20 protein-coding genes are annotated in these 20,181 nt (G+C 73.2%); 10 read left to right on the top strand and 10 right to left on the bottom strand.

Features of this window, described 5'->3' with window-relative positions:
* The coding region (locus ACL02U_RS24980; protein WP_412793172.1) for a hypothetical protein at positions 1–280 on the top strand (280 nt) is incomplete at its 5' end.
* 43 nt (positions 281–323) lie between these two features.
* On the opposite strand, the gene ACL02U_RS24985 is transcribed toward ACL02U_RS24980, so the two are convergent.
* The 3 genes from ACL02U_RS24985 to ACL02U_RS24995 form a co-directional block, all read right to left on the bottom strand.
* A complete protein-coding gene (locus tag ACL02U_RS24985; protein WP_412793173.1) occupies positions 324–1,043 on the bottom strand; it encodes an alpha/beta fold hydrolase in 720 nt (239 codons plus the stop codon).
* A 157-nt stretch (positions 1,044–1,200) separates the two neighbouring features.
* Complete coding sequence (trxB, locus tag ACL02U_RS24990) at positions 1,201–2,196, bottom strand: thioredoxin-disulfide reductase (RefSeq protein ID WP_412793174.1); 996 nt, start codon at positions 2,194–2,196, stop codon at positions 1,201–1,203.
* On the bottom strand, positions 2,193–2,606 hold the full coding sequence (locus ACL02U_RS24995) for an arsenate reductase ArsC (protein ID WP_412793175.1): 414 nt from the start codon (positions 2,604–2,606) through the stop codon (positions 2,193–2,195). Before ACL02U_RS24995 ends, trxB begins: the two co-directional genes overlap by 4 nt.
* A 91-nt stretch (positions 2,607–2,697) precedes the next feature.
* Between ACL02U_RS24995 and ACL02U_RS25000 the strand changes: the two genes are divergently transcribed.
* Genes ACL02U_RS25000 through ACL02U_RS25010 form a run of 3 tightly spaced genes read left to right on the top strand, consistent with a single transcriptional unit; the run spans position 2,698 to position 4,999 of the window.
* On the top strand, positions 2,698–3,006 hold the full coding sequence (locus tag ACL02U_RS25000; RefSeq protein WP_412793176.1) for an ArsR/SmtB family transcription factor: 309 nt from the start codon (positions 2,698–2,700) through the stop codon (positions 3,004–3,006).
* Positions 3,003–3,863, top strand: a complete 861-nt coding sequence (locus ACL02U_RS25005; protein ID WP_412793177.1) for an aquaporin — start codon at positions 3,003–3,005, stop codon at positions 3,861–3,863. Before ACL02U_RS25000 ends, ACL02U_RS25005 begins: the two co-directional genes overlap by 4 nt.
* Positions 3,860–4,999 carry an ArsO family NAD(P)H-dependent flavin-containing monooxygenase gene (locus ACL02U_RS25010; RefSeq protein ID WP_412793178.1) on the top strand — a complete coding sequence of 380 codons (1,140 nt, stop codon included), beginning with the start codon at positions 3,860–3,862 and terminating at the stop codon, positions 4,997–4,999. The genes ACL02U_RS25005 and ACL02U_RS25010 overlap by 4 nt, the downstream gene beginning before the upstream one ends.
* Here the strand turns inward: ACL02U_RS25010 and ACL02U_RS25015 are convergent.
* The gene (locus ACL02U_RS25015) at positions 4,930–5,307 is read right to left on the bottom strand and encodes an ArsR/SmtB family transcription factor (protein WP_412793179.1); all 378 of its coding nucleotides are present in this window, start codon (positions 5,305–5,307) and stop codon (positions 4,930–4,932) included. The two genes, ACL02U_RS25010 and ACL02U_RS25015, sit on opposite strands and share 70 nt — an antisense overlap.
* Positions 5,308–5,454: 147 nt before the next feature.
* On the opposite strand from ACL02U_RS25015, the gene ACL02U_RS25020 reads away from it, so the two are divergent.
* Positions 5,455–6,840 (top strand): NAD(P)-binding domain-containing protein, encoded by a 1,386-nt coding sequence (locus ACL02U_RS25020; RefSeq protein WP_412793180.1) that lies wholly within the window; start codon positions 5,455–5,457, stop codon positions 6,838–6,840.
* 28 nt (positions 6,841–6,868) lie between these two features.
* Positions 6,869–7,333 (top strand): ArsI/CadI family heavy metal resistance metalloenzyme, encoded by a 465-nt coding sequence (locus ACL02U_RS25025; RefSeq protein ID WP_412793181.1) that lies wholly within the window; start codon positions 6,869–6,871, stop codon positions 7,331–7,333.
* A 158-nt stretch (positions 7,334–7,491) separates the two neighbouring features.
* Here the strand turns inward: ACL02U_RS25025 and ACL02U_RS25030 are convergent, their stop codons facing one another.
* Positions 7,492–7,899: a CAP domain-containing protein gene (locus ACL02U_RS25030; protein WP_412793182.1), complete on the bottom strand. Its 408-nt coding sequence runs from the start codon at positions 7,897–7,899 to the stop codon at positions 7,492–7,494.
* 935 nt (positions 7,900–8,834) lie between these two features.
* Between ACL02U_RS25030 and ACL02U_RS25035 the strand changes: the two genes are divergently transcribed.
* A complete protein-coding gene (locus ACL02U_RS25035) occupies positions 8,835–10,376 on the top strand; it encodes a sigma-70 family RNA polymerase sigma factor (RefSeq protein ID WP_412793183.1) in 1,542 nt (513 codons plus the stop codon).
* Between the two features lie 510 nt (positions 10,377–10,886).
* On the opposite strand, the gene ACL02U_RS25040 is transcribed toward ACL02U_RS25035, so the two are convergent.
* Together ACL02U_RS25040 and ACL02U_RS25045 are read right to left on the bottom strand one after the other, a co-directional pair.
* Positions 10,887–11,108, bottom strand: a complete 222-nt coding sequence (locus ACL02U_RS25040; protein ID WP_412793184.1) for a hypothetical protein — start codon at positions 11,106–11,108, stop codon at positions 10,887–10,889.
* A gap of 245 nt (positions 11,109–11,353) precedes the next feature.
* Positions 11,354–12,262: an ADP-ribosylglycohydrolase family protein gene (locus ACL02U_RS25045; protein ID WP_412793185.1), complete on the bottom strand. Its 909-nt coding sequence runs from the start codon at positions 12,260–12,262 to the stop codon at positions 11,354–11,356.
* 421 nt (positions 12,263–12,683) lie between these two features.
* On the opposite strand from ACL02U_RS25045, the gene ACL02U_RS25050 reads away from it, so the two are divergent.
* Positions 12,684–14,204: a hypothetical protein gene (locus ACL02U_RS25050; protein ID WP_412793186.1), complete on the top strand. Its 1,521-nt coding sequence runs from the start codon at positions 12,684–12,686 to the stop codon at positions 14,202–14,204.
* 208 nt (positions 14,205–14,412) lie between these two features.
* On the opposite strand, the gene ACL02U_RS25055 is transcribed toward ACL02U_RS25050, so the two are convergent.
* Entirely contained in the window at positions 14,413–15,591 is a 1,179-nt protein-coding gene (locus ACL02U_RS25055; RefSeq protein WP_412793187.1) for a medium chain dehydrogenase/reductase family protein, read from the bottom strand.
* A 147-nt stretch (positions 15,592–15,738) separates the two neighbouring features.
* On the opposite strand from ACL02U_RS25055, the gene ACL02U_RS25060 reads away from it, so the two are divergent.
* Positions 15,739–16,395, top strand: coding sequence for a TetR/AcrR family transcriptional regulator (locus tag ACL02U_RS25060; RefSeq protein WP_412793188.1), 657 nt, complete (start codon positions 15,739–15,741; stop codon positions 16,393–16,395).
* A 160-nt stretch (positions 16,396–16,555) separates the two neighbouring features.
* Positions 16,556–17,185 (top strand): hypothetical protein, encoded by a 630-nt coding sequence (locus ACL02U_RS25065; protein WP_412793189.1) that lies wholly within the window; start codon positions 16,556–16,558, stop codon positions 17,183–17,185.
* Positions 17,186–17,368: 183 nt separating this feature from the next.
* Here the strand turns inward: ACL02U_RS25065 and ACL02U_RS25070 are convergent, their stop codons facing one another.
* Both ACL02U_RS25070 and ACL02U_RS25075 read right to left on the bottom strand, forming a co-directional pair.
* Positions 17,369–18,775, bottom strand: coding sequence for a DUF2201 family putative metallopeptidase (locus tag ACL02U_RS25070; RefSeq protein ID WP_412793190.1), 1,407 nt, complete (start codon positions 18,773–18,775; stop codon positions 17,369–17,371).
* Positions 18,772–20,157 carry an AAA family ATPase gene (locus ACL02U_RS25075; RefSeq protein WP_412793191.1) on the bottom strand — a complete coding sequence of 462 codons (1,386 nt, stop codon included), beginning with the start codon at positions 20,155–20,157 and terminating at the stop codon, positions 18,772–18,774. Before ACL02U_RS25075 ends, ACL02U_RS25070 begins: the two co-directional genes overlap by 4 nt.
* Positions 20,158–20,181: the final 24 nt, after the last annotated feature.

Genomic DNA, 20,181 nt, shown 5'->3' on the forward strand with positions numbered 1-20,181 from the left:
GCCCAGCCGCAAGGCGAAGGCGCTGCCGCGAAACGCGAAGTTCCGCCCGCCGGTGCATCTTCCGATACTGGGTGGCGGCGTCCTGGCGACGCTCCTGTGCCTGCCGGTGCTCCTGGTGGCCAAGTCGTCGATGCCGGGACCGCTGGCGTGGCTGCTGTGCGCGCTGGCGGTGGCGGCGTTGCTCACGGGGGTGACGGGCGGCACGAGTGCGATGCTGGACGCGCTGCTGCGGGACACGGAGTGGACGGTGGAGGACGAGGCCGATCCGTCGATCGCCTGACGCGGCAGGCGGACCGGCGCCGCAGGACGCAGGGGACCAGGCGCTACCGGCCGCGCGCGATCGACTCCAGCAGCGCCGCCGTCCGCTCGGGCTCGGCCAGCATGGCGTCGTGTCCGCAGGCGATCTCGCGGATGTCCCAACCCGCCCGCACCGCACGGCCGTAGGAGCGGTGGAGGCTCTCCAGCGGTGGCCGGGTGTGCCGGATGTAGGTGGTGGGAAGGGCCGCGAGCGGCGCAGGATCGTAGTGGGCGGCGTCGGTCTGGCACCGCAGTGGAAAGGCCGTCAGCCGTTCGCCCACGTGGGAACGCAGGTCGTCCGGGATGCCCCACTGTTCCAGGAACGCCGGTGCCGGTGGGAGGAACCACCCCTCGCCGTGCTCCCGGGCGGTCCGCCGGTAGCGGTCGGCGACCTCGGGCGGCTCCACGTCCAGCAGGCACTCCCCCGGCTCCACGAGGAAGGCCGCGAGGAAGGTCAGCGAGGCCAGCCGTTCGCCGACGGCTTCGGCGAGCGGGCCCGCGAGTACACCGGCGTAGCTGTGCAGCACCAGGTGCACGTCGGTGAGGTCCTCGAACCACAACAGTTCGGTGAGGTCGCGTACATGGGTCGTCAGACCGATCTCGGGAGTGAGCGCGTCACGCCGTTCGCCCTGTCCGGTCAGGCTGGGGGCGAACACCTCGTGCCCGGCCGCGGTGAGTCTCCGGCGTACCGGGGACCAGCACCAGCCTCCGTGCATCGCCCCGTGCACCAGCACAAACGTCGCCACCGACCGCACCGCCCGCCCGTCCGTCCGTCCATCCCGTCCGCGCCACCGCGGGTCAGCATACGAACGCACGGCTCCGAGAGCTCCGTGCCACCACCGCGCGAGCACTGCCGTGCCCCGTACGCACCGGCAGTTCCTGCCGTCCGTCTCGGTTCGGGGGTCAGACGGCCGCTGCGACGGGTTCGCCCGCGGTGCCGGTGTCGCTCAGGGCGGCGAGGTATCGCTCGGCGTCCAGGGCGGCCGCGCAGCCGGAACCGGCCGCGGTGACCGCCTGCCGGTAGGTGTGGTCGACCACGTCGCCGGCGCCGAAGACACCGGGGAGGTTCGTGCGGGTGGAGGGGGAGGCGACCTTGAGGTAGCCCTCGGCGTCGAGGTCGAGCTGGCCGGTGACCAGGTCGGTGCGCGGGTCGTGGCCGATGGCGACGAACAGGCCGGTGGCTGCCTGGTGGGAGCTCTCGCCGGTGATCGTGTCGCGCAGGGTGAGGCCGGCGAGCCTGCCGCCGTCCTCGTGGATCTCGGCGACCTCGCGGTCGAGGGCGAAGGAGATCCTGGGGTCGGCGAACGCGCGGTCCTGCATGGTCCTGGAGGCCCGCAGGGTGTCGCGGCGGTGGACGACGGTCACGGAGCGGGCGAAGCGGGAGAGGAAGGTGGCTTCCTCCATCGCCGTGTCACCGCCGCCGACCACCACGATGTCGTGCTCGCGGAAGAAGAAGCCGTCGCAGGTCGCGCAGTACGACACGCCCCGGCCGGAGAGCCGGTCCTCGCCCGGCAGGTTCAGCTTGCGGTGCTGCGAGCCGGTCGCCACGATGACGGCCTTCGCCCGGTGGACGGTCCCCGCGCTGTCGGTGACGGTCTTGACGGAGCCGGCCAGGTCGACCTCGACGACGTCGTCGGGGACGAGTTCGGCGCCGAAGCGTTCGGCCTGGGCGCGCATGTCGTCCATCAGCTGCGGGCCCATGATGCCGTCGCGGAAGCCGGGGAAGTTCTCCACCTCGGTCGTCTGCACCAGCGCGCCGCCCGCCGTGACCGCGCCCTCGAAGACCATCGGCCGCAGCGAGGCGCGGGCGGTGTAGAGGGCGGCGGTGTATCCGGCGGGGCCGGAGCCTATGACGATGACGTCGCGGATGCCCGTGGTCGTGTCTGTCGCCGTGCTCATGCCTGGGGCTCCGGCGCGATCTGCTTGATCAGGTCCTCGACCAGCACCTTGATCTCGTCGCGGATCGGGCGCACGGCCTCGACGCCCTGGCCGGCCGGGTCCTCCAGCTGCCAGTCCAGGTACCGCTTGCCGGGGAAGACGGGGCAGGTGTCGCCGCAGCCCATGGTGATGCAGACGTCCGACTCCCGGACGGCGTCGACGGTGAGCATCTTCGGCACCTCGGCGGAGATGTCGACGCCGACCTCCGCCATGGCCTGAACGGCGGCCGGGTTGACACCCGCGCCCGGGTTGGAGCCGGCGGAGCGGACTTCGACACGGTCCCCGGCCAGGTGGGTCAGCCAGGCGGCGGCCATCTGGGAGCGGCCGGCGTTGTGGACACAGACGAACAGCACAGAAGGCTTGTCGGACATCGACGGTCTCTCTTGTCTCACGACGGCATCGGGTGCGAATGACGTCAGCACCCGGTGGTGTCAGCCACCACTGATGTGACAGTATCAGTACATGATGACGTCAGTCGACACTGACCTGATCCGGGTGCTGGGCGACCCGCTCAGGCTCCGGATCGTGACCCTGCTCGCCCGAGAGACGCTGTGCACCACCCACCTGGTGGAGGAGACCGGCGCCAAGCAGACCAACCTCTCCAACCACCTGAGAGTGCTGCGCGAGGCCGGGGTCGTCGAGACGGAGCCGTGCGGCCGGTACACGTACTACAAGCTGCGCCCGGACGTCATCGCCCAGCTCGCCGGCCAGTTCGCCGACCTGGCCGAGTCCGCCCGCGTCGCCGCAGAGAACAAGAGGGCCTGTCCATGACCCCCGCTGAAGCCACCCCGACCGCGGAGTACACGCCGGCCGGCCCCGCGCCCGACGCCACCGCCGCCACCGCCGCCACCGCCACCGCCACCGACGCCACCACCGCCACCGACGCCGTCACCAACGCCGCCACCGACACCATCGCCCCCGCGCCCGGCGCCACTCCGCCGCGCACTCCGCTCGTCGCACGGGCCGCCGCCGAACTCGTGGGCACCGCCCTGCTGGTGGCAGTCGTGGTCGGCTCCGGCATCCAGGCCACCGAGCTGACCGAGGACGTCGGCCTGCAACTGCTGGCCAACTCCACGGCCACCGTCTTGGGACTCGGCATCCTGATCCTGCTGCTCGGCCCGGTCTCCGGCGCGCACTTCAACCCGGTCGTCACCCTGGCCGAGTGGTGGACCGCCCGCCGCGGCGGCGCCGGCGTCACCCCGCGCGAGGTGGCCGTGTACCTGCCGGCGCAGATCGCGGGTGGGATCGGGGGCGCGATCCTGGCGGACGCGATGTTCGGCCAGCCCCTCGTGAAGTGGTCCACCCACGACCGCTCGGCCGGGCACCTGCTGCTCGGCGAGGTCGTCGCGACCGCGGGCCTGATCCTGCTGATCTTCGGCCTGGCCCGAACCCACCGCCTGCAGTACGCCCCCGTGGCCGTCGCCTCCTACATCGGGGCGGCGTACTGGTTCACCTCGTCCACGTCGTTCGCCAACCCGGCGGTGACCATCGGCCGGGCCTTCACCGACACCTTCGCGGGCATCGCGCCCGGATCGGTCGCCGGGTTCATCGGCATGCAACTCGTCGGCGGGGCCGTCGGCCTGGCCCTGGTCGCCCTCGTCTTCATGCCTGGACGATCAGCCGAATGAGCCGCAGCACGCAGGTCGTGGTGATCGGCGGCGGCCAGGCCGGACTCGCCGCCGGCTACCACCTGCGCCGCCTGGGCCTCGACTTCGTGGTCCTCGACGCGCAGGCCGCACCGGGCGGCGCCTGGCAACACGTATGGGACTCGCTGCGGTTGTTCTCCCCGGCCGCCTACTCCTCACTGCCGGGCCGCCTGATGCCGCCGCAGCCCGGCGAGATCCACCCCGACGCGCAGCACGTGGTGGACTACCTCACCGACTACGAGAAGCGGTACGAACTGCCCGTCGAGCGCCCCGTACGCGTCGCCGGGGTCCACCGCGACGGCGGCCGCCTGCGGGTGGAGACCGACTCCGGCACCTGGCGCGCCCGTGCGGTGATCAGCGCCACCGGCACCTGGTGGCGGCCTTTCCTCCCTGCCGTCCCCGGCCGAGCAGCCTTCGAGGGGCGCCAGTTGCATGCGGCCGAGTACCGCAGCCCCGCCGAACTCGCCGACCGACGCGTGATCGTGGTCGGTGGCGGCAACTCCGGCGCCCAGATCGCCGCCGACCTGGCGTACGACACCACCCTGACCTGGGTCACCCGGCGCCCGCCCCGCTTCCTCGCCGACGACATCGACGGGCGTGCCCTGTTCGACGCCGCCACCGCCCGCCGCCGCGCCCTCGACGAGGGGCGCTCGGACACCGGCGGGGTGGCCTCGCTGGGCGACATCGTCGCCGTACCGCCCGTCCGCGAGGCCCGGGACCTCGGCCTGCTGAAGGCGGAACCGATGTTCGGCCGCCTCGTGCCCGACGGTGTCGCATGGGCGGACGGCACCCGCGCCGAGGCCGACACGGTCATCTGGTGCACAGGCTTCCGCCCGGCTCTGTCCCATCTGGCGCCTTTGGGTCTACGCGGCCCGCGCGGCCGTATCGCCGTCACGGGGACGCAGTCCGTGGACGAGCCGCGCCTGCACCTGCTCGGCTACGGCGACTGGACCGGGCCCGCCTCCGCGACCCTGATCGGCGTCGGCCGTCCGGCGCGGGACGCCGCACGCCGGATCGCGAACCTGGTCGGCCGTACCCGCCGTGCCGGTCAGGCCGGGGGCGGCGCGATCGTCAGCAGTCTGCCCATCGCGGCCAGCACGGACGGTTCCACGCGGTAGTAGACCCAGGTGCCGCGCCGCTCGGAGGTGAGCAGGCCGGCGTCCTTGAGCTTCTTCAGGTGGTGGGAGACGGTCGGCTGGGACACGCCGACGTCGGAGATGTCGCACACGCACGCCTCGCCGCCCTCGTGCGAGGCCACCGCCGAGAAGAGCCGCACACGCACCGGGTCGCCGAGCGCCTTGAACATCCGCGCGGCCGTCTCGGCCTCCTCGGCCGTGAAGGGGCGCTCGGTCAGCGGCGGGCAGCACGGCGCCACGGCCTCGGAGACCTCGGGCTCCAGCAGCGGCAGCAGCTTCTCATGCGACATCCATCTATGTTGACATACATCGAACCAGGCTGGCGAGGGATGCGACACCTCAGCAAATTCGATGCATGTCTATGTTGACGATTATCTAATCGGGTGCCACCCTGGCCGGACAGAACATCGACGAACGTCGAAGCAAAGGGGAATCCCGTGGCTGTGCCCATCAACAGCGTGCCGACCGCCGAGCGGCTGCCCGTCGTGGTCGTCGGAGCCGGCCCGGTCGGCCTGGCCGCGGCCGCCCGCCTCGTCGAGCGCGGCATCGAACCCCTGGTCCTGGAGGCCGGACCCGCCGCGGGCAGCGCCGTGCGCGAGTGGTCCCACGTCCGCCTCTTCTCGACCTGGAGCGAGCTCGTCGACCCTGCCGCCGAGAAGCTCCTCGCCCCGGCCGGCTGGGTCCGCCCCGACGCCTCGTCCTATCCCACCGGCGGCGACTGGGCCGAGCGGTACCTGCAGCCCCTCGCCGACGCCCTCGGCGACAAGGTCCGCTACGGCACGACGGTCACCGGTGTCGCCCGCGCCGGCCGCGACCGCGTCGTCGACGCCGGGCGGAACGAGCAGCCCTTCACCGTGCACGTCCGGTCCGCCGACGGACGCGAGGAGCGGATCGGCGCCCGCGCCGTCATCGACGCCTCGGGCACCTGGTCCGTGCCGAGCCCGGTGGGCGCCGACGGACTGCCCGCCCTCGGCGAGAAGTCGGCCGCAGACCGCATCTCCTACCGCGTCCCGGACCTGAACGACCCCGAGGTACGCGCCCGCTACGCCGGCGGTCGCACCGCCGTCGTCGGCTCCGGCGCCTCCGCCTTCACCGCCCTGGCCCTCCTCGCCGACCTCGCGAAGGAGGAGGACGGCGACGGCACGCACGCGGTGTGGATCCTGCGCCGCGGCATCGGCGCCGACACCTACGGCGGCGGCGAAGCGGACCAGCTCCCCGCCCGGGGCGCCCTGGGCCTGCGCGCCAGGGAAGCCGTCGAGGCCGGCCACGCGAGCGCCGTCACCGGGTTCCGCACACAGGCCGTGGAACGCGACGGCGACCGCATCACCCTCGTCGCCGAGGACGGCCGCCGCCTCGACCCGGTCGACGAGGTCATCGTCCTGACCGGATTCCGCCCCGACCTGTCCTTCCTCTCCGAACTCCGCCTCGGCCTCGACGAGCGCCTCCAGGCGCCCACCGCGCTGGCCCCGCTGATCGACCCCAACGCCCACTCCTGCGGCACCGTCTACCCGCACGGGGCCAAGGAGCTCTCCCACCCCGAGGAGGGCGTCTACCTGGTCGGCATGAAGTCCTACGGCCGCGCCCCGACGTTCCTCGCGATGACCGGCTACGAGCAGGTCCGCTCCATCGCCGCCGCCATGGCGGGCGACCGGGAGGCCGCCGAGCGCGTCGAACTCACCCTCCCGGAGACAGGCGTGTGCGGTGGCGCGGGCCTCTACGACGAGCCGGAGAACGCCGAGCAGTCCGGCGGCGGATGCTGCGCCGCCCCCACCACGCTCCAGATCGGCACCGCCGCCCCGGCGACCACGTCCGGTGGCCGCTGAAAACCCGCCCCGCACAAGGAGGTTCGCCATGTCTCGCGTACAACTCGCACTGCGCGTCCCGGATCTCGACGCGTCGATCGCCTTCTACAGCAGGCTCTTCGGCACCGAGCCCGCCAAACGCCGCGACGGTTACGCCAACTTCGCCATTGCCGAACCCCCGCTGAAGCTCGTCCTGATCGAGGGCGTCCCGAACGAGGACACCCGGCTGGATCACCTCGGCGTCGAGGTCGAGTCGACGGAGGCCGTCCACGCCGCCACCGGCCGGCTGAGCGAGGCCGGCCTGGAGACGACGGAGGAGAACGACACCGCCTGCTGCTACGCCCTCCAGGACAAGGTCTGGGTCCGCGGCCCCGGCCTGGAGCCCTGGGAGGTGTACGTCGTCAAGGCCGACGCCGACTCCCTGGCCAGGCAACCGGGCAGTGCCTGCTGCACCGGCCAGGCCTCGCCCGATACCGGCACGAAGGAACCGGCCGCCGAGGGCGGCTGCTGCTGACGCGTCGGTGACCGACCTCCCCACCTGCGGGGCCGTGACCGGAACGGGCGACCGGTCACGGCCCCGCACCGCCCCGTGCGCCCTGCTCGCCCCACCCCACTCTGCCCCGCACCACTCTGCCCTGCTCGGCCGGGCGGCATCGGGGGCTCGGCCGCCGGTCAGCTCGGAGTGCCGAAGTCCTGAACCCACCAGGGGCCGTTGGAGCTGAGGTTGACGCCGACACCCAGGTCCTTGAAGCCGCAGTCGAGGATGTTGTCGCGGTGCGCGGGGCTGTTCATCCAGTCCCGCATCGCGGTAGCGGCGTCCTTCGGACCCTTGTGAATGTTCTCGCCCCACTTTCGCCAGTCGTAGCCCGCCGCTCCGATCCGGTCACCCGGGTCCCTTCCGTCCGGACTGTCGTGCTCGTAGTAGTTGCGAGCGGCCATGTCATCGGCGTGGCCCTGAGCGGCGGCCTGAAGGCGGTCGTCGGTGCGCAGCGGTGCACAGCCGGCCTTTGCCCGCTCCTCGTTGGCCAGGCGGACCACTTCCCGGGCGAGTTCTGCGGCTGCGCCGGACGCCGAGCCCACGGGACGGGGGGTGCCCGCGGTGCGCGCGGGGGTCGGCGTCGCGGTCGACCGCGTCGGACGCGGCCGGTTCACGGGCGCGGAGCGGGCCGTGTCCGCACCGGACCCGCGACGGGCGTCGGGGCTCCCGGTCCCGGACGGTTCCGCCGTGGGCGTCGCCGTGGCGGACGCCGAGGCCGTGGGGGACGCGGACGTCCGGGGCCGGGGTGTGACGGACGCCTCGGCCGGGGGCGCTTCGGGTTCGCTCTCCAGGGATTCCACCCGATTCGACGCATCGGTCCGTGCACCGTCCCCGTGGCCGCTCAGGGCGTAGCCCACCCCCACGGTGACCGTGAAACCGGTCAGCGCGGCGACGACGAGTTTGCCGGCCCGCGTCCGACGCTGCCGCCTTCTCAATGCGCGCGACCTGCGGTGACCCAGGGATCGGGTGTCGCCGGGTATCTCCGGAAGGTCGTGCGTCGCCGGGGGCGACGGCCGGCTCCCGCCCCGCTTGTGCGCGTGACGGCGTTCCTGGTGGTGCATGGTGGCTCCTTCCCGGGCCGGTCGGTCCGGCGCACAGGAGAGCGGTCCGCGCAGCCCGCATAACAGGTTTTCCGGAACGGATTCCGCAGGAGGCCGGCGTCGGTTGCGGGAGCGACTCCCGCCAAACGCGATCCCGGTCGCCACCGGGCCGAAGTCCCGGAGGGCTCCGCGGCGGCCCGTCCGTGCGGGCAGTGCGTCGGCCGTCGTGTCCCTGGAGCGGAGACCGGCCGGCCGAGAGGCGCCGGGGTGGCTGCCGGCCACGGACGGAGGGCGCCAGGGCCGGCGGGAACCGGAACACACGTGCGGTACTGTCCCTGACTCGAACCGCAGGGCATGCGTGCGGGCGTCTCGGCCGGTCGCCGAGGCGTACCCCGACGACCGGTTTCGTGGAGGGGGGAGGAAGGGCGGAGGAGCGGATGAAAAGGGAAAACCTGCACGGGGTCGACATCGTCACCGCCGCGCGCGACGGGGACCGGCATGCGCAGGAGCAACTGGTCGCGGACTACCTGCCGCTGGTCTACAACATCGTGGGACGCGCGCTGGACGGTCACACCGATGTGGACGACGTCGTCCAGGACACCATGCTCCGCGTGCTCCACGGCCTGAGCGGGTTGCGGGAGCCGGCGCGCTTCCGCTCCTGGATGGTGGCCATAGCCGTGAACGAGATACGTCACCGCTGGCACGGCAGGCAGCGCGACACCGCAGCCCCCCTCGACTCCGTTCCCGAAGGCGCCGACCGCGGCCCCGACTTCGTCGACCTGACCATCCTCCGACTCGAACTCTCGGGACAGCGCCGAGAGGTGGCCGAAGCGACCCGATGGCTCGACGAGAACGACCGGGAGGTCCTCGCCCTGTGGTGGGAGGAGGCCGCCGGCCGCCTCACCCGGGACGAGTTGGCAACGGCCCTGGGCCTGACTCCCCAGCACGCCGGTGTGCGCGTGCAGCGCATGAAGGAGCGACTGGAGGTGAGCCGAGTCGTCGTTCGCGCCGTCGGCCTCCGTGCCCGCTGCGGGGAACTGGGAGAGGTCACCGCGGGCTGGGACGGTACGCCCTCGTCCGTGTGGCGCAAGAGGATCGCCAGGCACGCGCGCACCTGCCCCGCGTGCGCCAAGCACTGGACGGACCTCGTGCCGCCGCAGGGTCTGCTGGCGGGCACGGCGCTCGTCGTACCCCTGCACGGCTACCCGGCCGCACCGCCCCACCTGTACGGCCTGAGCGGTCATTCCGCTTCCGCAGGCTCATCCGGTCCCACCGGTTCCGCCGGCTCATCCGGTTCCGCCGGTTCCGCCGACCCCTCGGTCGCCGCAAGCGGGGTGCACCCCTCACCGGGCCCGGGGACCGGAGGTGAAGCGGCGGGAGGGGCCGCGACGAGGTGGCCCGTCGTCGGCGCCGCCGGGGGCGGAGCGCTGGCCGGCGCGCTCCTGCTCGCCCTGCTGTGGCCCGGCTCCGAGCGGGCGCCCGAGCCCGGCACCGACCGCACGGCGGTCGCGTCCCCCGCCCCGTCGGCCCCGTCGCCCACGCCGACCCCCACGCCCACCCCCGCACGCAGCACTCCCAGCCCCACCCCCGCAGCAGTGGGGCCCGCACAACGGCTCACCGGACTCGTCAACGCCCGCCGGGCACAGGCCGGCTGTACCCCGCTGAGGATCGACCCGCGGCTCGGCGAGGCCGCCCGCAAGCACGCCGCGGACATGGTGGCGCGCGGGTACTTCGGGCACGAGAACCCGGAAGGACAGCACGCGGACGAGCGGATCAGCGCCGCCGGGTACGACTGGAGCGCCTGGGGAGAGAACCTGGACCGGGACGTCTCGGATCCGTCGGCCGTGGTCGAGGACTGGATGGACGGGTCGATCCATCAGGAGAACATGCTCGACTGCGCATATCGAGACGTGGGCGTCGGTACGGCGAAGGGTCCCGACGGGACGGTATGGGTACTGGATCTCGCGCAGCCCGCCTGACCCGGTCGGGTGGCGGGCCGGCCGGAAACCGAGACCGGACGGCACCGAAGGCCCGCGGCGCATCCGCCGTCACCCAGGACGGTCCCCGCCCGAGCGTGCCCCGGGCACTCGCCGAAGCCCGACCGTTCCAGCTCCGGGCCATGGGGCGGCGAGCCGGCCGGTGCCCGGTGGCCCATGCCGGCACCGGCATCAGCGTCGGTGTCGGCATCAGCGTCGGCGTCGGCGTCGGCGTCGTTCGGGAAAGCTAGCGCCGCCTCGGGCCGCGCCTTGCGTGGGCCGCGCGAGGCGCGGCCCACGTCTGCTCCTGAGCGTCCTCGAGCGGCGAGGTCTCGCACCCACCGAAGTCAGGGGCCCGGAAGGGGTCGGTCGACGGAGGCGGCGATGCCGGGGCAGAGCTGCGGGGTTGCCCCTGCCGGGCGGAGAACAGCGAGGTCAAGTCGATGGGAGTACTCCCTCTTTCATTGCGGGTCCCGGAAGGGACCCGGTGTGCCCTGACCGGGCACAGCGGTCCTACAGCTTTGTCATCCTGGTGTAGGGGCTCAAGATCCGCTTCTGCGCGGGGCCGAAATCCACCAGCGCCGCCACCCCGTCCTCGATGCCGATCACTCGACCGAGACCGTACATGTCGTGGGTGACCTGGTCGCCCACGGCGAAGTGCTTGGGAACCGGTGCGACCGGGGCCGCAAAGGGGCTGGTGGGCAGGTGACGCTTGGACGCAGCAGGCTTTGTCATGGCTCAGTATGCGCCTCGGAGGAGCGTCCTCGCTGTGGCCGTCGGCACAGATCCGGACGAGCACACTCGCCTCGTGCCGCTGACCTGGCGTTTCGACCTCCGATGAGGCAGCACAAAACCTTGGGACTGCTGTGCTGGCCGCGGGACTCACGACGGTTGGACGTGCCGCTCCCCGTTCTCCGTCCCCACCACGATCTTCAGCATGCGAGGACTCTGGCACACCGCACCGACAGCGAGCCGTTCGGCTACCGAGTGCCCCTCTCGTCGAGCCGTCGGCCCAGCCGGACGAGGTCGCACAGGGCCAGTGTGCGGCCGCCGCCGCCCGGCAGCGGGACGTGGAGTGGCCGCGTCCAGCGGGTGGGGATCGCGTCGAGTCCGTGGACGGCTCCGGCGAGTCCGCCGGTGACCGCGGCGACGGTGTCGGTGTCCCCGCCGAGGTCGACGGCGGCCCGGAGCGCGGCCTCGAACGAGTTCGTGGTGCGCAGCGCCCAGACCGCGGAGCCCAGGCACGGCCACACCGCGCCGTTGAACTCGGTGGCCTGGTCAGGATGCCAGTCCGGGTCCAGGACGACGGCGTACCGCTCCCGGTGTTCCGCCTCCACCGCGGTGAGCGTGTCGGGGACGGCGGCAAGCGGGTCCTCGCCGTCCAGTGCGACCCGCAGAAGCTCGTGGTAGATCGCGGTGCCCTCCCAGGCGGCGGCGTCGCCATGGGTGAGCGCGGCGATGCGGCGGGCGGCGTCCATCGTCACCTGGCGGCCCCCGCCGGCGAAGAAGACGCCGGAGGTCGTGGCGCGCATGAGCGAGCCGTTTCCGGCCGCGCGGTGCGTGGTCCGGAAGTGGAGCTCCGCCGCCAGATCCCACGGGGATCCGTTGGTGAGCACGTCCTCGGTCTGCAGGCCGATGTCCTTCGGCTCGTCGGACGCCCACCGCTGGAAGCGGGCGAAGACGTCGGGGAGATCGAGCCCACCCCGCTCCAACAGGGACTCTGCGAGGTGCACGGCCATCTGCGTGTCATCGGTGGCCTCACCGGGCTCCCAGCCGCCGCCTCCGCACATCTCCCCGCCGGCCTGCTCATCCGGGAAGCGGGCGGAGAAGCCGCCTTCCAGGGTGAACTCGAACGGGGCTCCGAGCGCGTCCCCCACAGCGGAGCCCACCACGGCACCTGCAGCCCGGTCCTCACCCGTCACACCGGCCTCACCAGTCACACCGGCCTCATCAGTCACCCGGCCTCACCCGTCACACCGGCCTCACCAGTCACACCGGCCTCATCAGTCACCCGGCCTCACCCGTCACACCGGCCTCACTGGCGTCACCGACACCGGCCACACCAGCCACACTCGTTACGCCGGCCTCGCCCGTTACTCCGGCCTCGCCCGCAGCCTCACTCATCACGTCAGCCTCATCTGTCACACCAATCCCACCCGTCACGACGCGTCGTCATGTCGGCCCCCACCGCTCATGTACGCCCCACCCGTCACGGCGACCGCCGCGTACCTGCTCCGTGTGCGTGATTTCCGCGGCCGGCTACGCGGTGGTGACGCGGACTCGGAGGGGCGAGGGAGGTAAAGATCGCATATGGTCCGTTCCTCTCTACGTCGACGCCCCGGTGTCCTCGCCCTGCTGGCCATGATCGTGGCCGCGCCGTTCGCCATGGCAGCCGCCCCTCCCGAAGCATCGGCTTCGGGCGCCTCGAAGGGGTCCCCGACCGCGGTCACCGACCACGGCTCTCCGCACTCGGACACCAGCCGGCAGGTGGCGCGGTTCAAGCGCCGGCTGGCCGAGTCCGGCTACGTGTCGCAGTCGGGCACCGAGGGCGTCTTCGACCTCAACGGCAGGTACTGCGACGGAACCGTCTTCAGCGGCATGTGGCCCAACCCCCAGTCGCCCTACATCCTCACCGGCCTGCCGGAGGTACCGGGGCAGGCGCCGAACACCAACCCGCCCCGGTCGTGGCGCCTGCGGCAGGACGAGGCCGTCGTGATGATCGGTACGACGCCACCGCCGGAGGAGTACTTCGGTGTCGACCTCACCCGGATCAAGGGGTCGCTGCACACCGGACCGGTCGTGTGGACCTCCGTGGTCGACCCGGTCAACAACAAGACGGTGCGCACCAACGGCAGGACGCCGTACAGCAAGCCGTTCGCCCTGGTGATCACGGGCAACCGGCGCACCAGGGACGAGGTCGACCGGATGCTGGCGGCCTCCGGGCTGGGCCGCGGGACCAACAACATGACGATCCCTCCGGCCATGTACCGGCTCGGCCTCGGCAAGCGGTCCGACGAGTTCCTGATCGGCATCCGCACGATCGTGGCCAAGCCCGGCTTCGAGAAGGCGCTCGACGACTACCGCGCGGCACCCCCGATCGAGGTCTTCCGGGTGCGGCCGCAGGGCCACTCCCAGAACCAGACGAAGCCCGTCTACCGTCCGAACCCCCTGCCCGTCCCCCGGATGCGCGTCTCCGGGACCGGTGCCACCGAGCTCGACCTCAACCCCACGCTGCAGCACCTGCGGCAACGGATCATCGCAGCCCACCCGGGCTACAAGGCACGGGACATCGTCGTCAGGCGCGGCTTCGAGGAGTCGAATCCGGGACTGCAGGAGAACCTGGTGACCGATCCGCCCATCACAGGGGTGGCCGCGCTGTCCAACGACGCCGACGACCCGATCACCCGGAACTTCCGCCTGCCGGACGGCTCCTTCGCCGTCGCCTACGGCACCAACCACGTGGCCACCCGGCAGGCCAGCTACTCGAGCATCGCGATGTACGCGGGCCCCAGGGCGGCCGTGTCCCTGACCGCGGAGAACAACCGCGAACTGGAGGGCACCGCACGGGACTTCCTCGGCGACCGTCCGAACGCGGACAAGTTCTACGCCTGGACGTTCAGCCGCGCCGGCAACGCCGGACCCACCGGGCCGCACGTGACCGAACTCCCCTCCGCCAAAACCAACTTCTGCTCGCAGTACGGGACCGACCGTCCCGTCGACATGACCAGGATCCGCGCTGTGGCCCGCGCCTACATGCAGCCGCAGACGCTCACTCGCCCTGCCCTGTCGTCCCTTCTCCTGGACCGACTGCTGGTGTTCACCCCGAGGTGAGCAGCCAAGGGGCGGCCGCGGTGAGCGCGGTTCCCCGCCCGCGCCGGGACGGGAGAAGCCGATTCCGCGCCTGAACAGGCAAGTCCAAGGGTCCCGCCGGTCTCCGGCGGGACCCTTCGCCGTCGCCCGCACGGTCGGCGCCACGACCGGCGCCGAGCGGTGACGGCGGGAGCGGTCCCGCGCGTGCTTCGCTTCGGGCGGCGTGGTGCTACGGCTGCAGGACGACCTTTCCGGCGACGGTGCCCGACTCGGCCAGCCGCAGGGCTTCGGCGGCGCGGGTGAGTGGGAGCCGGGCGGCGATCCGGGCGGTGACCTCTCCGCGCTGGAGGGCTGTGAAGACCTGGGTGAGGTCGGCGCGGAGGCGGGCGCGGAACCGGTTCCGGGCCAGCGCGCGGCCGGCCCAGACGTTGAAGAAGTACGCACGGCGGCGGTTGGGCAGGGCGTTCCACAGCCACACCCGGCCGAGCAGTTTGAGGACGGGCCACTGCTTGGAGCCCTCGTCGTCCCTGGTCGAGGCGCTGCCGTACGAGACCAGCGTGCCGCCGGGGGCGAGGAGGCGCCAGGAGTCGACGATGCCGCGGCCGCCGACGTGGTCGAAGACGGCGTCCACTCCGTGCGGGGCGAGTTCCCGGATCCGCGCTGCGACGTCGCCGGCGCGGTAGTCGACGGGGACGACGCCCTGCTCCCGCAGGGCTTCGTGGTGGCGCGTGGACGCCGTGCCGATCACCTGCGCGCCGGCGGACCGGGCCAGTTGGACCAGGACCGATCCGACGCCGCCGTTCGCACCGTGCACCACGACGGTGTGCCCCGTGCGGACACGTGCCTTGCGGTGCAGCATCTGCCAGGCGGTGATGCCGTTGACGACGAGGGTCTCCGCCTCCGCCGCGCCGATCCCGTCGGGCACGGGGACCACGTCCGCCGCGTCGACGAGGACATGGCTGGCCCAGCCGCCGACCTTGAGCAGCGCGGCGACCCGGGTGCCGGCCAGGCCCCGCCCGACTCCCTCGCCGGTCGCCCGGACCGTCCCGACGAGGTCGTAGCCGGGGACGAACGGGAACGGCGGCTGGTCGTAGTAGCGGCCTCGCCGCATCTGCTGCTCGGCGAAGGAGACGCCGGTCGCCTCCATCCGGACCACGACCTGGCCAGGGCCCGGGACGGGTACGGCTCCCCGCCGGATCCGGAGGCCCTCGGGCTCGACCCTGCCCGGCAGCACGACCTCGAGGAGCTCTTCGGCGCCCTCCACGCACCGGACGCGCTCCAGGTGCCGGTTCGCCGTCTCCACGCGCCCGGTGTTCTCGGCCTGCTCCGTGTTCTCGGCCTGCTCCGTGCGCTCGGCCTGCTCCGTGCGCTCGGCCTGCTCCGTGCGCTTGGCGTGCTCGGCGTTCATGGCGACCTCCGGGGTGCTCGACTTTCGTTACCTGACTTCGTGTTCGTGAGAGGTTCTAACGCAATCCGTCACGGATAGTCAATAGCTTTCGTGATAACCTCTAACAGGACGCTGCGAGGGCCGCGGCGACGGAGAGGCGGTAGGCCGGTGACGGAGCAGGTCGCACGGACCCCGCGTGCGCGCTACCGCGCGCAGGTGCGTACGGAGATCAAGGAACGCGCATGGGAGCAGATCGCCACGGCAGGCGCGTCGGCACTCTCCCTCAACGCGATCGCCAAGCAGATGGGCATGAGCGGACCCGCGCTGTACCGGTACTTCGACGGCCGGGACGCGCTGATCACCGAGCTCGTCAGGGACGCGTACCGCAGCCTCGCCGACACCTTCCGCGCGGCCTCGCAGGCCGGCGCCGACGTGACCGCGCTGGCGCACGCCCTGCGGGACTGGGCGCTCCGGGACCCGCAGCGCTACTTCCTCGTGTACGGGACGCCCGTCCCCGGCTACCGAGCGCCCGACGACACCACCGCGATCTCCTCCGAGATCATGGCGATCCTGCTGGACGCCTGCGCCGCGCTGCCCTCGGACGGACCGGCGACACCGTTCGCCGAGCACGTCGAGGGCCACCGGGACTGGGCGGACGGCCACCCGGCCCCGCCCGCGGCACTCCACCGGGCCCTGGCCTTCTGGACCCGGCTGCACGGCGTCCTGTCACTGGAACTGGCCGGCCACTTCACCGGTATGGGATTCGACCCCGCGCGGCTCTTCGCCGCCGAGCTGGCCACCCTGACGGGTACGCCGGCGAGCTGACCGCGCCCCGCCCGGCCCGGCCCGGCTCGCGGGCGCAGCACGCCGTCCGGTGCGGACGACCGGGACCGACGGCGGTACGGGGCACACCCCGGGGACTGCGGCGACGGGCCCTCCGGCCGCGTACCGCAACTGTCGGCGCGTCCGTGGAGTCTCCCCTGCCGTGACCCGAACACGCACACGCCACCCGGCGAGTCCACCGCCCGCCGTCGCCACCGCGGTATGCATCGGGGGCCTGGCCCTGGCCGCGGTGGCGAGCTGGGGCAACCTGCTGCTGCTCGTGTGGGGGCGGGTGGTTCCCGGCTGGGCCGTGAGCGCCCCGCTGCTGGTCGGGGCACTCGTCCTCCGCCGGACCCTCACCCGAGCCGGCCGCGCTCCGGGCGCGTGCGGACTCCCGGGCAGGCGAGCCGGGTGGGCAGCACCGTGGACACGGGTCGGGAGCAGCCTGCTGGCCGCGGCGGCACTGCTCGGGACCGCCTGGGGAGCCGTGGACGACCTGGTCTCGGACGCGCGCTACCACGTACTGCGTCCTCCGGGGCCGGGAGGCTGCACGGCCGTGGTGCGCGAGACGTCCTTCCTGGTGATCGGCAACGGAGAGGCGTACGCGGTGGGACGTACCGGCTGGGCGCTCGGCGAGGCCGGGTCCTGGACGGTCGACGACGGCTACCGGCCCGTCGGCGCGGGCGGCTACACGCTGGAATGGGGACCGGACGGCGGGCTCCTGCGGGTCAGCGGTACGCGTACCGATCCCGTCCTCCGCGGGGGACTGACCGACCTCGACTGCGGGTGGTGAACCGGTCGCGTACGCCGGCGCACCCATCGCATCCGTCACACCGGTCACGCCCCGCACGAGGCTCGCGCAAAGGGAGTGCACGGGACCGGGCGCAGAGGTCGTGCGCCTCAGGGGGCACGACGGTCGGCCTGTTCCCCGCCCGGTCCCCGGCCGCTCACCCGGCCGACTCACCTGGCCGACTCATCAGCCGATCGTGACGGTGCGGGCCCAGGACGGCGGGGTGTCCGGGACGTACTCGGGGTTCCGCTCGTCCGCGGCGCGGGCCGGACGGGGGAAGAGGCCGACCACGGTGCGGCAGGGCGGCGGCGCGGAGGGCCACGGAGTCTGTCCGTCCGTCAGCGCGACGATCACGTCCGGGCGGGGCCGGGAGCGGAGTGCCCGGGCGAAGCCGGAGCGCAGGTCGGTTCCGCCGCCGCCGATCAGGGGGATTCCCTCGGCCCGGCAGACCGGGACGGCGATCCCGGCAGCCGCGTCGCAGGAGAGCACCGAGACCAGATCGCGCCGACCGCCCACCGCCCGGGCGATCGCCGCCACTTCCAGCAGCGCGCTGCCCAGTTCGGCGTCACTCACCGACCCGGAGGTGTCGATCACCACGCAGACCCGGGGAGGTGTGCGGGACAGGTGCGGCAGCAGCACGCCGGGGACACCGGCCGAGCGCCGGGACGGGCGCCGGTAGCTGTGGTTCTCGCCCGCCCCAGGTGCACCCGTCGCCGATCGCACCGCCGCACCCAGCAACTGCCGCCACGGCTGCGGCGGATGGAACGCCTCCTCGGCCCAACGGCGCCACCCCTCCGGTGCATGGCCCGGCCGGCCCTTGATCCCCTCCGCGACGCGGAAGCGGACCGCGTCCCGCTGCTGCCTGCTGAGCCCGTGCGCCCCGTCGGGCCCCAGCTCCCACGGCCGCTCCTGTCCGTCGGCACCGCTTCCGCAGTCCAGCCAGGCCAGGTCCGCGGTGAGTGCCGACAACGACGCCGTCCGCAGGTACTCCTCCATGAGCAGCCCTGGCGGCAGCCGCAGCAGCGACGGCAGCACCGCCCCGGTGGGCAGGGGCAGCCCCTCGCCGTAGATGTCGTCGTTGATCTCGAAGTCCGCGGCGATGTTCCGCCGCAGCCGGCTCCGGTCTCCGGCCGAAGGGCACCCCGCGCCCGCCGGCGGGGTGCCCGCGCCGGCGCGCTCGTCGGGTCCGGGCTCCTCGTGTGCGCGCGCGTACCGCTCGCCCCGCCCGTGGTGGTCGCGGAGCAGGTGGGAGACCTCGTGCACCCAGACGCCCGCCAGTTCCTCCACCGGGGTGCGTGCCACGAAGCCGGGCGAGACGTAGCAGCGCCAGTGGGCGTCCACCGCCATCGTCGGCACCGACCGGTCCTCCACCACGTGCAGGGCGAAGAGCGCGTCGGCCAGGTAGGGGCGGACCTTCACCGCGTGCAGCCGCGCGGCCAGCAGCTTCTCCGTGTCCAGTGGCAGCCCCGGACCCCCGGCCGGCCCGTCGGGGCCCGTCGGCGGCCTCGGCCCGGTACCCGGCGCCGGTCGGGGAGGTCGCGGCGGGCCGGGCCGGGGCACAGGGCGTGGACGCGGGTGCTCGGCTCCCGTCATCGCGACACCGGCGTCGGACGGCCGGCGCCGGTCGATGCCACGGCCCGGCTCACCGAACGGGCCGCCCGCCTGGAGAGGCCGACGAGCCCGGTCAGCCGCTCCACCGCCTCCGGCACCTCCCAGTCGTCGCGGCGCAGCGCGGCCAGCGCCGTCGCCGGGGCGACGACCACGTCGGGGGTGCCGGTCTCCAGTGCCCGGACGAGCACCGCCCAGCCCGCCTCCCAGCGTTCCCGCTGCGGGCGCGCGCCGACGGCGGCGACCACCGCCTCCAGCGCGGCTTGGCGCAGGTCACCCCGCGCCGGCAGCTCGGCGGAGACCGGGTCCGCCAGCAGGGACTCCGGATCCGGGAGGTCCATCCGGTCGATATGGGCGAGGAGTTCGAGGCCGGGCCCGTCTCCCACGGCGCCCCGCACCAGCAGGCCCAGCACCTCCCGGGAGGCGGAGGCCGCCGTGCCGAAGGCCAGCAGTGTCAGCGCGGCCTCCCAACTGCGCGGCGAGGGCCAGGCACCACCGCGCCGCGTCTCGCTGCTCGGCAGCCGGTGGATCAGCGTCGGCCTGACCTTCAGGAACCCGCACACCGCGTCCCGGGCGAAGGCCACGGCCTCCGGCAGCCGCTCCGGTACCAGCGTGGGCAGTTCCGCCCGGGGCCAGACTCCGCCCAGCCCGCGCACCACGACGTCCCGGTCGTGCTGCCAGTACAGGTGGACGAACCGGTTGGCCAGTGGCGGGCTCAGCTCCCATCCGTCGGCCGCCGACGCGCGGGGGTTGGCCGCGGCCACGATCCTTACGGCGGGCGGCAGTCGCAGCGTACCGACCCTGCGTTCCAGGACGACCCGGAGCAGCGCTGCCTGGACGGCCGGGGTGGCGGTGGAGAGCTCGTCCAGGAAAAGCAGACCGCGTCCGGCCCGTACGAGTTCCACGGCCCACTGCGGCGGTGCCATCGGTACCCCCTGCACGGCCGGATCCTCGCCCACGATGGGCAGCCCGGAGAAGTCGGACGGCTCGTGAACGCTGGCGATCACGGTGGTCAGCGGCAGATCGAGGGAGGTGGCGAGCTGTGTCAGCGCGGCGGTCTTGCCGATACCCGGCTCCCCCCAGAGCAGCACCGGCAGGTCCGCAGCGACGGCCAGGGTGAGCGCTTCGAGCTGCTCGTCGGGGCGCGGCTCCGTGGTGGTCGTCCGCAGCAGGGTCAGGAGCTGCTCCGCCAGCGCGATCCGGGTGGCGTCTCCGGGCGGGGCGGCGAGGGGGTGCGCGGGCGTCGTGGTGCCCGGCGCCCGGGTCGGAGCCGTCCCGGCGGCGGGCGCCGGGGGCTCCCCGGGGGCGGGTGCCGGGGGCTCCTCGGGGGCGGGGACGAAGGCGGGCGTGCGGGTTCTGGAGTTCATCGGCATCACCGGGGTTGGTCAGGG

Source organism: Streptomyces sp. MS06, assembly GCF_047200655.1.
In the GTDB taxonomy this organism is placed as follows: Bacteria; Actinomycetota; Actinomycetes; order Streptomycetales; family Streptomycetaceae; genus Streptomyces.